The sequence below is a fragment of the Sediminispirochaeta bajacaliforniensis DSM 16054 genome, assembly GCF_000378205.1.
GTDB lineage: Bacteria > Spirochaetota > Spirochaetia > DSM-16054 > Sediminispirochaetaceae > Sediminispirochaeta > Sediminispirochaeta bajacaliforniensis.
In genome coordinates, this window is the sequence record NZ_KB899412.1 from 174,540 (window position 1) to 190,244 (window position 15,705).

General features: G+C 50.7%; 11 protein-coding genes and 1 pseudogene. 4 read left to right on the forward strand and 8 right to left on the reverse strand.

The annotated features are described in order from the left end of the window. The 5 genes from F459_RS0108635 to F459_RS0108655 are packed head-to-tail and all read right to left on the reverse strand — an operon-like array spanning position 1 to position 6,662. Positions 1–1,959: an ABC-F family ATP-binding cassette domain-containing protein gene (locus tag F459_RS0108635; protein WP_020612334.1), complete on the reverse strand. Its 1,959-nt coding sequence runs from the start codon at positions 1,957–1,959 to the stop codon at positions 1–3. Position 1,960: 1 nt separating this feature from the next. Further along, positions 1,961–3,271, reverse strand: a complete 1,311-nt coding sequence (locus F459_RS0108640) for an SH3 domain-containing protein (RefSeq protein ID WP_033301446.1) — start codon at positions 3,269–3,271, stop codon at positions 1,961–1,963. 32 nt (positions 3,272–3,303) lie between these two features. After that, positions 3,304–4,173 (reverse strand): hypothetical protein, encoded by an 870-nt coding sequence (locus tag F459_RS0108645; protein WP_020612336.1) that lies wholly within the window; start codon positions 4,171–4,173, stop codon positions 3,304–3,306. 13 nt (positions 4,174–4,186) lie between these two features. Further along, on the reverse strand, positions 4,187–5,635 hold the full coding sequence (locus F459_RS0108650) for a lytic transglycosylase domain-containing protein (protein WP_245540128.1): 1,449 nt from the start codon (positions 5,633–5,635) through the stop codon (positions 4,187–4,189). Continuing rightward, positions 5,550–6,662, reverse strand: coding sequence for a tetratricopeptide repeat protein (locus F459_RS0108655; protein WP_020612338.1), 1,113 nt, complete (start codon positions 6,660–6,662; stop codon positions 5,550–5,552). The genes F459_RS0108650 and F459_RS0108655 overlap by 86 nt, the downstream gene beginning before the upstream one ends. 87 nt (positions 6,663–6,749) lie before the next feature. Here F459_RS0108655 and icd point away from each other — a divergent pair, with 87 nt between their 5' ends. From icd to aroE, 4 genes are read left to right on the forward strand one after another with little or no spacing between them, the layout of a single operon-like run. After that, positions 6,750–7,964: an NADP-dependent isocitrate dehydrogenase gene (icd, locus tag F459_RS0108660; RefSeq protein ID WP_020612339.1), complete on the forward strand. Its 1,215-nt coding sequence runs from the start codon at positions 6,750–6,752 to the stop codon at positions 7,962–7,964. Positions 7,965–7,980: 16 nt separating this feature from the next. Continuing rightward, positions 7,981–9,747: a tetratricopeptide repeat protein gene (locus F459_RS0108665; RefSeq protein WP_020612340.1), complete on the forward strand. Its 1,767-nt coding sequence runs from the start codon at positions 7,981–7,983 to the stop codon at positions 9,745–9,747. A 1-nt stretch (position 9,748) separates the two neighbouring features. Further along, complete coding sequence (locus F459_RS0108670; RefSeq protein ID WP_020612341.1) at positions 9,749–10,270, forward strand: hypothetical protein; 522 nt, start codon at positions 9,749–9,751, stop codon at positions 10,268–10,270. A 22-nt stretch (positions 10,271–10,292) separates the two neighbouring features. Continuing rightward, positions 10,293–11,771, forward strand: coding sequence for a shikimate dehydrogenase (gene aroE, locus F459_RS0108675; RefSeq protein WP_020612342.1), 1,479 nt, complete (start codon positions 10,293–10,295; stop codon positions 11,769–11,771). Here aroE and F459_RS0108680 read toward each other — a convergent pair. From F459_RS0108680 to F459_RS24260, 3 genes and pseudogenes are all read right to left on the reverse strand, one after another. Then, positions 11,722–13,752, reverse strand: a complete 2,031-nt coding sequence (locus F459_RS0108680) for a hypothetical protein (RefSeq protein WP_020612343.1) — start codon at positions 13,750–13,752, stop codon at positions 11,722–11,724. The genes aroE and F459_RS0108680 overlap by 50 nt on opposite strands. Before the next feature lie 3 nt (positions 13,753–13,755). Beyond that, positions 13,756–15,429: a DNA repair helicase XPB gene (locus F459_RS0108685; protein ID WP_020612344.1), complete on the reverse strand. Its 1,674-nt coding sequence runs from the start codon at positions 15,427–15,429 to the stop codon at positions 13,756–13,758. A gap of 63 nt (positions 15,430–15,492) precedes the next feature. Next, positions 15,493–15,705: pseudogene (locus F459_RS24260) on the reverse strand (hypothetical protein); the annotation flags it as partial.

Genomic DNA, 15,705 nt, shown 5'->3' on the forward strand with positions numbered 1-15,705 from the left:
TCAGGACTCATATACACTTAGCGTTTCGGCCGTCTCTTCCCATCTTTGTGAGAGGACCTGCAATTCCCGGTCGTTTTTTTCTATAAGAGCCTGAACATCCCGTACACTGATCGGGTCGCTATACACTTCGGGGCGTTCCAGTCGCACCTTCAGCTCTCCAGCCTTGGACTCAAGCCTTTCAATTTCGGACAAAAGACGTTCTTCTTCCCTTCTCAGTTCCTTTACCATATTTTTTATGCGTTTTTCCTCTTCCCAGCTCAGCTTTCCTTCTCTGGGAATCTCTTCTTCTTGTTTTGAAAAGGGAGGAGAGACAATATTTTGTGCGGCAGCTTCCCCATCGGCAGTTTCCTGCTCTTTACGCCAGAGATAGTATTCATAGTCTCCCGGGAAATTTCTTGCACACTCTCCCGCTGTAAGTTCGATGACCCTTGTTGCAAGGCGTTCGATAAATCCCCGGTCGTGAGAGACGAAGATGACCGTTCCCTCATATTGCCTAAGGGCATCAAGAAGAACATCTTTGGAATGAAGGTCGAGATGGTTGGTAGGTTCGTCGAGAATGAGCAGATTATGGGGTTGCAGTAGGAGTTTCATGAGAGAGAGCCTGCTCTTTTCTCCACCGCTAAGAACCTCGATTCGTTTGTAGATATCGTCACCCCGGAACAGGAAGGCCCCCAATAGATTTCGTAGCTGCGGAATGATGGGGATAGGCGCGCTGGCCTCCATCTCTTCTATTACCGTGGCCGTCGATCCTGCAAATTCCTCGCGATCCTGGGCAAAATAACCAATACTTACGTCGGTCCCGTATTCGACCGAGCCCTCGTAATGGTGGTCGATCCCTGCAAGGATACGCAAAAGGGTACTCTTTCCTGCTCCGTTAGGACCTGCGATGACCACCTTTTCTCCCCGTAAAAGCAGTAGATCGAGTTGCTTAACGACAAGATGCTCTCCGTACCCCTTATTGAGCCCTCCGATCCGTAACATTTCCTTACCCGAGTGGGGAGGAGGGGGAAAGGAGAAATGTATCTTTTTAAGGGTTTCCGGGATCGTTATGCGGTTAATTTTCTCAAGCTGCTTGACGCGGCTCTGGACCAACTTTGCCTTGCTTGCGTTGTAGCGAAACCTGGCGATGAACTCTTCCAGCTTTGCAATCTCTTCCTGCTGCTTTTCCCAGGCAGCCATCAACGATACCAACTCTTCCTTTCTGACCGCTTCGTATTCGCTGTAGTTGCCTCGGTAACGCTTTAAATTTCCGTCGAACACCTCCACAACTTCCTTGACCGTGGCGTCAAGAAAGTAGCGGTCGTGACTGACCAAAAGAACTCCACCTGGGTAATCTTTCAGGAATTGCTCCAGCCAACCCCGTGCTTCAAGGTCCAGATAGTTTGTCGGCTCGTCAAGAAGTACTATATGGGGACGCCCAAGCAGTACTTTCGCGAGGGCTATGCGCATCTGCCATCCGCCGGAAAAGGTTTCGCAAGGCGCATCAAACTGATCCCGTGAAAATCCGAGACCGATCAGGACCCGCTCGATGGCTTCGAAACGACGGTCGTAATCTTCTCTGATAAGTTCTTCGACAATTGCGTGGTGCTCTTCCAAAATCGTTTTCAGGCCGGGATCGCTCTCATCCGATGAGGCAAGAAGTTCTTCCAGCTCTTCTTTTCGATGGATTTGAACAAGATGACGTTCAAAGGCCGTCTCCGCTTCGTCGATAAGGTTTCTTCCTTTATAGAGAAGCCCCGATTGCGGCAGATAGCCGATTCGCATGCCCCTTGAAGCAATAACTCGACCGCCGTCCGGGGTGATGTCGCCGCAAATGATCTTCATAAGCGTTGACTTTCCGCTTCCGTTCGCTCCCGTAAGAGCGGTACGGCTGTATCCGTCGAGGGTGAGAGTCACATCCCGAAGGATATCCCTATCGCCAAAGGCAAGGGATATCTCCGAGAGTTGAAGAGAAATCATATTACTCCTGTTCCTTGAAAAAAGCCATCACCAGCGGAGAGAAGGAGACTTTTTGGACGATGTTCTTCTCCACACTTCGCTGGTCGATGGTGGTAAGTCTGAGCCCCGATTCGTTGAGGGTGTAGAAAAAGAGCAGATTTTGTCCCTGATCAAAGGTGAGATTGATAACGCCGTCATACTTCGATGCCACCTGAGACCCAAGGAAATAGTCGAAGGAAAAGGTCCCCTTGTCACCGCTGTCTGCCGGTATCACTTCTGGACTCAGGCGCTGCTTTCCCGTCCACTCAAAGGTCGCGTCTTCGTGAAACTTGAGGGTTCCATAGGCTGAGCTGCGATATTGAATCGGATACTCTGCTTCGGTGAAACGGAGGACCTCATCGGCTCTGCGTTGTCGTTCGTTTTCTATGGCCGTGGTGATATCGTCTTCCGGAATAAAGACAAAACGTTCACTGCTGTTGTTACCGTCAACCGGGAATGTAGCGGCAAAGCTATTCTCTCCAAAGAAGTTGGCCGATAGGCCGCTTCCTATGAAGACGTAGCTGCCCCCTTCGGTATATTCGATAGATTCATAGGAGAATGTTCTGTTTCCGCTCGGAAGCCTCATTTCGATACTCTTTTGGGCAAGATCCGGGAAAAAACCGAAGCGGGGAGAAAATCTTTCGAGAACAATTTTGTTGCTTCTCATCATTTCCCTGAAATATTCGGGACGATAGGCTCTCGAAAGGGCTTCTTTTACAAAGGCAAGTTCCGGCGACACTTTTTGGCTCGGTCCCGTTCTTCCGTCGTATGCCTCAAGATAATGGTCGAAGCAGTATCCCATGGTGCCGTCGTCGGTAAGTACCTTGTACCAGTGGCCCTCGTACTGGCCCACGCTATCCTGTTGATTCTCCTGATCGATGATTTTCATCTCCTGGCCCAACCGAAGTACATAAGCCCTCTCCGACTCGATATCCGGCTCCTGTCTGATCGCAAGCCTGTCCCGCTGACTGACGGCAAAGAGATGAATGAATGGTTCGTAACGACCTTCTTCGGCAAGGGCTTCATCTTTTTTCTCAAAAAAGCCGATTCGCCATTCGTCGGTGCTCCATCCTTCCTTGTGTCCATCGACTTCGAGCGTATAACTTTTTTCGATGCCTGATTGTCTCAGGATGGGGAGCATGCTTCCGTTCGGAACCAGACTTTCGTCGGGACTCCAATATACAACGCCATAGCCAATATAATTACTTCCGCACCCGCTCAAGAAAAGCAGTGCAAACAGGAACGAAAGGGTCGTACCAATGACGACCCGTTTTCTTAACGTACAGTTTCTCATGCAGGTGATAGTAAACGGAGAGTGGGCTTACGTCAATGTTCGTTGCAAATAACGGCAATTCTTCCCTTTTCGATCAAGCCGATGTTATGGTCGTTTGAAAGTATTTGCCCCGAAGCCTCGGAGGTAACGACCATATCCGTCGTATATCTGCCGTACAACTCTCTTGCAGTGATTCTCAGCGGGGTTTGACCAACTCTGCTTTGAGCTTCTTTCATTTGTTCGGGTGAAAGGTAGCGCACCATTCCCTGAGTCGAAAGAATATCGGGATCAACCATCGAGCGATCGATAACAGGGTTCATTTCTTCGTCGAAGATCCTTGGAAAGAGCCCTCTGCGGAGGCTCGATGCAGTAAAAAGCCCGTGGACCGGTAGCCTGTCTTCAACATAGATGAGAATTCCGGTATATTGAGCGCCCGGATCGAGGCTTATTTTTCGATTCGGGGGATAGGCGACAGTGTGGTTGATAAAAAGCCTTACAATCTCGGGATATACGTGAAGCTCGAAACTGCATCTCCATGAGGAGAGATCGGTGGTATAGTGACTTTCCTGCCGTTCGGCTGTTTGTGCCAGCGCGGTCAATTCACTTCTCAAATCAGGATTTTCTTCTATTGCATCCCCTATTGTTGTGCTGCTGTCGATGGTTATCGAAAGCAGTGTATCAAGAAAAATAGAGGGGAAAGCCCTATCTATTTTCCGTTCCATCTGTTTTCTTGTTGAAGGAAGAAGGGGATCCTGTTCACCTATCGGCAGCTCGATTTTCCATTGAAGAATCCCAAGGCCCCAGTCGTTTGTGAAGGTCCAGCTGCCGGGAAAGGAAGCCGAGCTTGTTACGGGGGCCGCAAAAATCGAGACGGGAAGTATGCACAAGAGGGATAGGAATGCTTTGATCAACAGTTCTCTCACCTGTTGCAACTCCTTAATTGATCTCGGGGACAAGAAGTCTGTGTCCGGGATAGATTGTATCGGTCATCGCTATACCATTCTTCTGCGCGATAGCCTCCGGTGTGGTCCCGTATCGTTTTGCGATTGCCCAGAGCGTTTCCCCCTGATCCACGGTATGGACACCGGTAAAGTCGGCCAGTTCCTCTTCGGATACCATTGACCGGCTGCTTTTGTACGGCCCTGTTTCCCGTATTACCGGGACAATAAGGCGGGAACCGATGCGAAGGCGTTCGGGTACAATCCCCGGATTGCTTGCTATGATGGCGGAAATTGGAATACCGAAATGGGCGGAGATGGCATAGAGTGTGTCTCCATCCCCGATGCTAAGCACCGTATAGTGCATCAGTTCCGCAGCATCCCTTCGGGTCAGCGCCTTTTTTACTATATCGGCCTGATCAGCCGGAACCTTCAGCGCATAATCTCCTCGTGAGGGGGGTGTCACCCCATAAAGGAGTTCGGCATTGCCCCTTTCAAGCAGATCCAGCTCTATCCCCGTACTTTCGGCAAGCAGTGGGAGGGAAATCTGGCCGCTGATAGGTACTTTACTCCATTCTATCGGTTCATCCCATGAAATTCGAAAACCGTAACGACCCGGATGCGAGGCGATCGCCGCCACGGCAAGAAATTTCGGTACATAGCGGATTGTTTGGCGCGGAAGCAGGCCCCTGCGGGATAGTTCCCAAAAATCCGAGGTTCCCGCCGCAGCAATGGTTCGCTGTACCTTTCCTAAACCGCAGTTGTAGGCGGCGAGGGCCAGGAGCCAGTCATTACCGAGTATCCGATAGTTATAGCTAAGCTTATCCAATGCCGCATCGGTACTTTTCCAGAAATCCCGCCGGTCGTCACGCCACTCGTCTACAACGATAGGGTAGGGCTCGATGCTGTTGAGCATGAATTGCCACAGGCCGACGGCCCCGGAACTACTAACGGCCCTTTCCCGGAAGGCCGATTCGACAACCGGCAGATAGAGCAACTCGGGAGGTAGGCCCTTTTCCTCTATTCGCTTTGCGATGTGAGCACGGAAGGGAAGGGCACGATTCAACACCCGATTGAGAAAATCTCGTCCCTCATCCTTTGTGTAATAGACGATATACTCTCCTACTAGTTTTCTCTTACCGATATCCAGGGTGAAACATTCCTGTGAACGGTGCCCTTGACGCGGCGGGGGGATGTGGAACCTCGCTTCATCGATGTTCTGATTGGCATTGATTTTACCGTTACGCGGAGGAAGAAAGGGAGCTTCCTCTGCAGCCGTAAAAGCAAAAGAAGAAAGGAAAAAAAGAGGAAGAAGAAAGAGGAAAAGAGGAATTGGTTCCCTTCTCCGGTAATCGCCGTTTTTATCCCGTTCCATCATCATTCCGCACAGCCGATCCCGTAAAGGGTTTATCGCCGAAATAAATTCCGGCCCATTCCCATCTGCCATGAATTTCGGGATCGGCCGGAAAATGGATCTTACGAAAGTAAAGATACCAGGTTCGGATTCGATAAGACCATCCGCTGGTCCAGAGATAGGCCTCCTGACTGTTTGAATCGGCGTCAAGCTTTGTTTCGTAGTGTATTCTTTGCGTCATAAAACCGCCGAGTCCCGCCAGAAACTCCGTATCGGCAGGAACCTTTTCCTGTTCCCAGCTGACGGCGAAAAAATCTACCTTTGCCCTGTATTTTGCAAGAAGCCTCGGATTACGGACCCTGATGGCGTAGGTCACCTTTTCAACCAAATCGTCCAGGGTTTCTGCGGTCCAATCCTTATTTTTGTATTCGTAAAATTCGACGATGGGCCGAACCTTTGCAATTGCATTGGGAACACCGGGAACCTGACTCTCCGGGTATTGAAGAAACTGGCGGTAGGCCTGCATGGAGAGGTCCCATTCTCCCAGCTCTTCATATGCCTTTGCCAAATAATAATAGATGGGGCCCTTATCGATTTCTTTTTCAAATCTGCTGAGCAGCTCCTTATAATAGGAGACCATGGCATCGGCTGAGCCGCCGGTTTCGATCAGGTTCGTGAGGCAAAGGTAGTGGACCGATTTTCCGCGTACCAGAAGATCGGAATAGTTTCTGAGGATTCGTTCATAATAGTGGGCGGCAAAGGGTGTGGCCCCGTTTTGTTTATACTGTTGTGCTACAATAAGAAGATAGTAAGCATTGAAGGGATCTTTGGGATGTTTTTCGACGTAGGTCGTTAAAAAAAGGTTGAGCAATTCCCGGTGAGGGGTACTGTTCATCACCTTAACAATCTCCTGGATGAGAATGAATCTGTTTTCCGGCGATTCTTCATCTTCCAGTGCCGTGAACAACTGTTTAAGTTCATCTTTCTGATCCTCGGAACCTGTCAGATAATGGTACCATGCAGGTTTGTGGAAGAGCGACGAAACAATATCGCCGTAAACCGTGGCGGTAGGAATGCCGATGATGAGGACAGAAATTAGGAAAACTAGCGCCCTTTTCATTTCGCGACAATGGTACCATGTTCCAGTCGGGGTTTGCAAGCCGCAGGGCTTCTGGTAGACTTGTCGATACATTTCTTGGAGGCGTGAATGGAAGAAAAGATTACTATGTCCGATGGAACATTGCGGGTTCCCGATTTCCCTATTATTCCCTTTATCGAAGGGGATGGAATCGGCCCGGATATATGGAAGGCTTCGGTCCGTGTGTTCGATGCTGCGGTTGAAAAAAGCTATGGATCAAAACGTTCGGTCGCATGGAAAGAGGTTCTTGCGGGAGAAAAGGCTTTTAACAATAACGGCCAGTGGCTTCCTCCTGAAACGGAAGCTGCATTGCGGGAATATCTTGTAGGCATTAAGGGCCCTCTCACCACCCCTGTCGGGGGCGGTTTTCGCAGTCTTAACGTAGCGATTCGTCAGCGGCTTGATCTTTATGTCTGTCTCCGTCCTGTGAAACATTTTCCGGGAATCCCTTCTCCCGTAAAGCGTCCCGAATTGATCGATATGGTGGTGTTTCGCGAGAATACCGAAGATGTATATGCCGGTCTGGAGTTGAAGGCGGGTGAAGAAAAAACGAGCGAACTGATCTCGTTTTTGAAAGAGCATTACGGTTGGAATATTCGCAGTGATTCCGGAATCGGTATCAAGCCGATCAGTAAAACAGGTTCCAGGCGACTCATTCGTGCCGCTATCACCTATGCCCTGGAGCAGGGCCTGCCGACGGTTACTCTTGTACACAAGGGTAACATCATGAAGTTTACCGAGGGAGCCTTTCGAGAGTGGGGCTATGAGCTGGCTCGGGAAGAGTTTGCGGATCGTATTGTCACCTGGGACGATATCCCCGACGGCAAGGTTCCTGCGGGAAAGGTATTGGTCAAGGATGTTATTGCAGATGCTTTTCTCCAGCAAATCCTGACGCGACCGGCCGAATACGACGTTATCGCCACAATGAACCTCAACGGTGATTATATGTCGGATGCCCTTGCCGCTCAGGTCGGAGGTATCGGGATTGCGCCGGGAGCAAACATCAATTACGAAACCGGTAATGCCGTTTTCGAGGCAACACACGGAACGGCACCCAAGTATGCCGGCATGGATAAGGTAAATCCCTGTTCGCTCATGCTTTCCGGTAAGCTGATGTTTGAGTATATGGGTTGGAAAGAAGTTGCCGAACTCATCGATAAGGGAATAACAGGGGCCATCATGGCCAAAACAGTCACATACGATTTTGCACGATTGATGGAAGGGGCCGTCGAAGTGTCGACCTCTCTTTTCGCCGATAATGTTATTAAGCATATGAACGACTAAGTTCGGGAATACAGGGGTGCGCGTACGGCTTTTGGGAAAAAGCGGTTTTTACTTTTGGGCGGTTCTATCTTTACCGCTGCTCTTTGTCGTCTCCTGCCAGAGTTCTTCTCCGTCGGTCAGAAGCAGTACTTCTGTTTCTCCCGATGGCAGGGAAGAGCTTCTTGAGCAACTGCGACAGCAGGTTCGAATCGCTTCTCCCGATTCTTTACGCGCGGTCCTCTCTCGTATCAGAACAGAAGGACTCGACCGAAGCAGCGCAGGCGTTGAGCTGTTTTATGTCGCCGATCGTCTGTATCGCGCCGCTTATCCCATGGAGGAGCAGCAAGCATCTCTTCCCGCCGAACCGGAAAACAGCGATTTCCCACGGCTTTTTTCCGAGGCCCTCTCAGGGGCTTACCCTGTAGTCGGTGAAGCGCATGCCTCTTTCATTTCTCTCATGGTCTCGACGCTTTCCCTGTTGAAGGCCCCGGTATCCTATCAGGATAGTTCCATGCCCGAGGGAGGAGAGCGTGCCGCCGCAACCGCAGAACAGCTTATCAAGTTGAATAGTGAGACGGTTTTACCTCGCTATCTGTTGGGGCGTTTTGAAGAGGCTAATAAGGAGTTCGACAAGGCGGAGTCGTATTATCAAGCTACCCTGGAAAAGGATGCCGGTTGCTATCCGGCATCCGAGGCGCTCGGCCGAATTGCTTTTTCCCGGGGAGAGTATGAGATAAGTGCGGGATATCGAAAGGAGCTTTTGCAACGCTTTCCCGGGCAGCTGATCCTTGAATTGCAAACCCTTGAATCCTATCTTGCCGCGGGCATGGTAGAAGATGCCGATATCCTGCTTGCGGATATGATTCGTCGCTATCCCGATAATGCCGTGGTGGTTTGTAAACGTCCCCTTTTGCTGGAACTCTACGGCAGATACGAACAATCCAGCCGCCTTGCCGATGCCCTGGAACGGAGCTACGGAGAAACCCAGGATCTTCTCCTTGCCAGGGCCCGCCTGCTTCTTCAGAGAAACAGAAACGAGGATGCCGTTAAGCTCCTGGCGGAGGGGAAAGATCGCTATGGAACAGACCCCTTTTTCAATGCCATGTATGAGCTGACCCTTTTAGAAAGCGGAAGTACCGACACCGCCCGTCAGCTGCTTGATGAAAATCGTGGAGGGCAAACCTCTATTGCGGCCCTTGTCGCTCTTCTTAAACAGGCGATGGAGCAGGGACAGTGGCAAGCCTCCGAGGGGTATCTTACCGCATTGTTTCGTGCCGACGGACGAAAGGCCGCATATCTACGTTTCGGCGTACAGATCGCAAGTGCATTGGGAAAGGGTACGGTCGCAATCAGTTATGCTAGGGAACTTTCCGCAAAGGGGGGCGCCCCTGTCGGCGACCGCCTGTTATTGGCCCAATCGTTGCTTTCTTTCGGGACGGCTGGAGACCAGAGAGAGGCGTCTGGCCTTATTGAAACCCTTTTGGCAAGAGAGGGTACTCTTAATTCCGGAGATCGCAGTCGCTTGCTTTATCTAAAGAGCGTGGTGACAGACGATCCATCCCAAAAGCTCGATCTTCTACGTTCCGCTCTTCTCGAGGACCTCCAGAATTTTGACGCCTTGCTTGCCATTGCACGCCTTTATCGGGAAAGGGGAGAGCTGAAAAAGGCTTATCGTTATTTCAGTCAGGCTGCAGCGCTTCGTCCCGAAGATCTGACGGTTGCCGGGGAACTGGAAGAGGTCGAGACCAAGCTCGGGGAAGCTGACGGTCCGGTGGGTTACGGTATGCTACGTTTCGGAGAATAACATGAATCTACTGTGCAAAAAAACTTTGTGTAGGGCCCTTGTGCCTCTTATATTGTGCCTGGCTGGTGCCTTATTTGCAGAAGTCCCAATTTCCGGGAGGATCGACGATAGTTCGGCGTTCGGGAAAGGGCTGTTACAAGCAATGGAACCGGCTCTTACCCTTTTAGGTCGATTTCCTGTAGAGGCCTTTGAATCGGCCGGTATGCCCGATCTGCTTCAACCCTTTCGCGGGGTATCTGAGAATCAGGATGATGTGATCTGCTCCTATACAAATGGTGTTTCGCTTTTCTTTTTCGAAAATCGCGTGTGGCAGGTCCGCATTCAGCCGCCTTTTTCCCTTCCCTCGGCTATTGCCTTCGGCATGAAGAAAGAGGCGCTCTGTAACCTGCTGGGGGTTCCCTTTGCCGAGGACGAGGATTCGACGATCTATATGCTTCCCGACCAGGGTTATCCTGTTCGTATCCGTTTTTTCTTCGATGGGAAGGGTTTAAACGACATCTACATCTACCGAGCCGACTATTGAGACTATTGAAGGGAGAAAAAGAGTGCGGGCGCTTGTTATAACCGAGAGAAACGTCAAGGCAGCGGAAGCGTTGCTTGTAACATATCAATCCATGGTGGAGTGTGCCGAAATCCGTTTCGATCACCTTTTGCCGGAGGAACGGGAAAAAGCCTTGATTCTTCCTTCGTGCAGTGATTTGCCCCTTATTGCCACTGCCCGATTACCGAAAGACGGAGGCGTTTGGAAGGAAGGAGAAGAAGAGCGTATTGATCTCCTTCGCAAGGCAGCCGAAAGTGGTTTTGCATTTATCGACCTGGAGGTGGACCAGCCGCGGTCCCTTTTGCGAAATTTCGTTGAGCTTCTTTCCGGGTGTGGGGGACGCCTTATCGCCTCCTTCCATGATTTTACTTCCTTTACCGATGAACGCACTCTTTTCTCCAGGGTGGAGGAGGCGGAAGGCTTGGGTGCCATTCCGAAAGCGGCAGTAATGATCGACGGCAGCGTCTCTTTGCTTGCCTTTACGCGTGCTGCCTTGAAGCTGAAAGTGCAGCCTGCAGATCGTATTCTCGTGGCAATGGGGAACTTCGGTGTCCCCGTTAGAATAGCGTATCGTCATTTTGGCTCGATGCTTACCTTTTGTGCTCCCGCAGAGAAAATCGCCGCTCCCGGACAGCTTTCGGCCGAGGCGCTTACTTTCCCCTATGCGCTTTCTCGTATCAGTGAGAAAAGCCGCCTCTTTGGAATCATAGGCAATCCGGTACTTCATACGCGATCCCCTGAAATCCATAACAGCGCCTTTCGTTCCATCGGTTTCGACGGACTCTATATTCCCTTTCCAACCGACGATACGGCCGCTTTCATGGAAATTGCCCGGCTGCTGGAGATTGGCGGATTCAGTGTAACGGTCCCCTTCAAGGAGGAGATTGTCGGACGACTTCATGAGGTTGATGAAAGTGTTCGTGCAATCGGCTCCTGCAATACCGTGTTTCGGTGCGGTCATGAATTTCATGGAACCAATACCGATTATGATGGTTTCTTGGCTCCCTTAAAGGCCCGGATGGGAGAGAGGGGTGGCTGTGTCTTGATGATTGGTGCGGGTGGTGCTGCGCGGAGCGTCGCGGTTGCTCTTCGTTCACTTTTCGATTCCGTTGTTGTTGCCAATCGCACTCACTCCCGGGCACAGCGTCTGAGTGAGGAGCTTTTAGGTGCAAAGGGCCATGTTTGTTCGCCGGAGGAAGCCAACCTTCTCGGGCCCTATCGGGCGGTCGTTCAGACGACGTCGGTGGGAATGAGCCCGCATATCGATGACGATCCACTTCCATCCTACTGTTTTACCGGAGATGAGTTGGTCTACGATATCATCTATACACCGGAAAAAACACACTTTTTACAGCGTGCGGAAACCGCCGGTTGCGATATCATCGGCGGCAAGGAGATGCTGCTTGGGCAGGCCGAAAGGCAGTTTGAGCTATTTACCGGTTTGCGGTATCCGAAAGATCCGGAGCATAGAGAGAACTTTTAAGCTTGCGTACCAGGGAGATTCTGCGAACGGTAACGGTCACCATCTCTTCTTCGGGGAGAGATCGCCCCAGTAAAAGAAGATCGGTACCTGTCTTTCGTAGATCTTCCGGCTTCATGAGAACCCTTCGTGGGGATCCCCCTCTGGTCCGTTCGACAAGTTCCAGGAGGGCATTCGATTCCGACAGGGCCCGTTCGATCAAACGTACCTTACCGGTGTAATCGAGGCCCTTTGCCTCGTTTTTTTCCTTCTCTCCGATACCGGGAATCAGTTGTTCGGGGAACAGTATCAGCTTTTTATTAATCCTCGCGGAAAGTTCTTCCAGCTCCTCCCCTGAAAAGCTATTTTTTTTCAACTCCCGCTCAAGCTTTTGCACCAGTCGTGTACCCTGGCCGGAGACATTGCGGGGCCTGCCGTTTTCGTGAAAATAGTTTTGTTGCCTAGGGATCTCTGTCGTTGCTTTCGGTCTGGGAAAACTAAAAGGGGTCTCTTCCTCTTCATGATCCCGGGAGAGTTCCATGATTGGAGGAAGGGGAGTGATTCCTGCCTGCTCAAGAGCTTTTCTCCACTCCTGCTCCTGGGCTGGGTCAAGAAGGTAAATTCCCGGTGCATAACGGCGATGCAGAAACCCCGCCACTTCGGGATTGTGTTCCACCAGATGCCTACGCTCTTCGTCTACCACAAGGATGACCCCTCTTGTCAAGGTGACATTATGAAATTCATTTTCCCAGTTTTTCAGTATGGTCATGATATTGCCGGGTAACATGGGGCAATGCTCCGCCAATAGGGTTGCCAAGGAGATACCGGGAAGACGGGAACACCCCCGCTGAAAAGAGGCACGATTCAATTCGTAGTTTGTATACAGGTCAAATCGTTTGAGCTCGAGGAATGCCGTTATTCTTATCATGAGATCGAGAGGCAGACCCGGGTGCATGGTTATACTAAAGTCGGGCTGGACAATGAGCAGGAGTCCTTCTTCACGGGGTAGCTCCTCTTGCGACGAGGCCGCCCGTCTCCAGCGGGAGTTTTCAGGAAGAAGCAGACCTGTTTCCGTGAGAAGGCCGGGCAATCTAAGGGGTTCCTCTTCAGAATAGCCGTTTTTCAAGGCAACACTCAGGAAAAGGGCCCGAAGTGCTCCCGAGTCGTAGCTTCTTTCCGGATCAAGAACCGATACGTATTGAACGGCGCGTTCACCCATTGCTTTGCATTCATGTATGGAGGCATGAAACTCTCCGTCGGCCGCCAAGGCAACCGCACCCTGAAGCAGGATCGCACGCTCCTGTCTTTCCAGCTCGGCAAAGGCATTAATCTTATCTTCCGCAGGAAAGAGAATAAACTGAGAATCGCTTTTCAGACAGCCGAGGATAACCGACGCCCTCAAAAAAAGGAGAAAACGTTCTCGTGAGATTCCTGGAAACCGGACCGTGATATCTTCGAGAATTTTTTTCCGCAAGGTTCCGTCTTGTTTAAGTATCTGGCCTCGGTGTTCCACTACAAAGGCAATAAGAGCACTCAAAAGCCGGTCGGAAGGCCATGGGGCGGGTACGGGTCTCGGCAGAGCAGGGGCCGAGGGAAATATAAGCTCTGTGTCGATGATTTGCTTTTCGATGATCTCGAGGAAAAGGGGGCTGATTCGAATTTGCTCTTCTCTGTCTCGATAGATGAGCAGCCTCTCTTCAAGATTCAAAAGCAGATGCTGCAACTCCAAATATGAGAAACGAGACTCCAGCAATTTTTGCAAAATCCTGGGGGGCGGACCATCCAAGATCTTAATGGCCGTCAAGACAAGGGCGTCCTCCTCGTCGATGAGAGAGAGCATTCTTTCAATTGTCTCTTCTCTGGCGAAAAAGCCCGCCAAAGATTCTATGAGGGCCGGTTTATGGAAGGGCGTTTCGAGTTTTCCAAGATAGTTTTTTACGATCGGGAAAAAAACCTTATCGGGCAGCGAGATCATGATTTTTTTCCACTCATCCAAGGGGCTCATCGTTTAATCGACCTCCCATAGCTCAATCTGATACTTATACCCCTGTTCGGTGAGAAACTTCTGCCTGTTGGCCGCAAACTCTTCTTCGGTAGTGTATCTGCTGACAAGTGAATAAAAGGTAGAGCCCCTTTCCTTGGGCCGGAGGATACGCCCGAGTCGTTGCGCCTCTTCCTGGCGGCTGCCAAAGGTACCGCTTACTTGGATTGCAACATTTGCATCCGGAAGATCTATAGCAAAGTTGGCCACCTTTGAGACAACAATGACTCGTGTTTTGCCCTCTCTGAAGGACCCATAGATTTCTTCTCGTTCTTTATTCGGCGTTTTTCCCGTTATAAGAGGAGCCGAAATTGCAGCGGCAATCTCCTTGAGTTGGTTCAGATATTGACCAATGATCAATATGTGATCATCGGTATGATTTGAGATCAGCTCTTTTGTTATCTCTATCTTAACGGGATTTTCCGATGCAATACGATATTTGCCCCGTTTGTCGGCAACCGCATACCCTATCTTGAGTGAATCGGGGAGGGGAACTCGTATTTCATGACAGTGTGCCTCTGCAATCCACCCCTTCTGTTCGAGTTCCCGCCAGGGTACATCGTAGCGTTTGGGGCCGACCAGGGAAAACACATCGTCTTCCCGTCCGTCTTCCCTGACCAACGTTGCCGTTAATCCTACTCTTCTCAGCGCCTGAATTTCCGCCGTGACCCTGAATACCGGTGCGGGAAGCAGGTGTACCTCGTCATATATGATCAATCCCCATTTATACTTTCTGAGGAGATCAAAATGGGGGAAATCGGCCTCTTTATCCGGACGCCATGTCAAAATCTGGTATGTTCCGACGGTAACCGGGCAGATCAATTTTCGATCTCCGGTATATTCCCCAATTTGTTCCTCTGTAAGAGAGGTTTTATCCAGCAACTCATCTATCCATTGATGAACGGCGGCCACGTTGGTAGTAAGGATAAGGGTATTTGTTTGCATTAAACGCATCACTTCCATACCGACGATCGTTTTTCCCGAGCCACAGGGTAAAACAATGGTACCGAAGCCGCTTCCCGCCTTACCGTCGCCGTACAACGCCTTTGCGGCCTCTTTCTGGTAGTCGCGTACGACAAAAGAGTAGCCGGAAAGACTTTTCTCTCTAAAGCTGATCGGCAATGGGTCGCCCTTTGTAAGAGGCGCTTCATCCTTTACCGGATAGCCAAGCTTGATAAGTGCCTGTTTGACCGTTCCCCTATCTACCAGCCGGATAATGAAAGCGTCTTCGGTTGGTATCAGGTAGCGCTCGAGAGATTTCTGTCCGGCAAGTTCGGCCCGGATAGTAGAATCCTCAACAGTAAGCAAAAGCGTGTCCGGGCTTTCCGAGGGGCGAAGAATCAGTTTTCCAAACCGTTCTATTGTGTCGCCTATAAGAAAGCGTACATTGTCCGGTACGGGAAAACGAGTCCAACGTTCCAACCTGTCCAGAACCTCGTCTTTTTCGATTCCTGCAGAAGCGGCATTCCAAAGGCTCAATGGCGTAATTCGGTATGTGTGAATATGTTCCGGAGATTTTTCTAGCTCGGCAAAGGGAGCTATGGCTTCTCTGCAGCCTTCAAAGCCCGGATTGTGTACATCTATCAATAGGCTACCGTCGCTTTGGACGATAAGTGGGCGGTCTGTTTCTCCTGCTATCATCCTTACAAGGGTATCGATATCACCTTTTATGTGCAAGTAGTGTCCGGAATCGTGGTGGTGCTTTTAAGCCCATGCATAAGAAGGCAGATAGTCAATCATCCACCGTAAGGCCGTGGGAATGCACCTGACCCACAGCTCCCTCCCACTCCGATTCATGGGCTGGTTCCGTAAGAAAAACCTCCGCCTGGTATACAGACTTCTCAACTCGGATGCTATCCGCTTCCCTTCTATCCCAGCCACTATCCCATGTGTCAGCCCCCGCTTCTCATCCTTCCC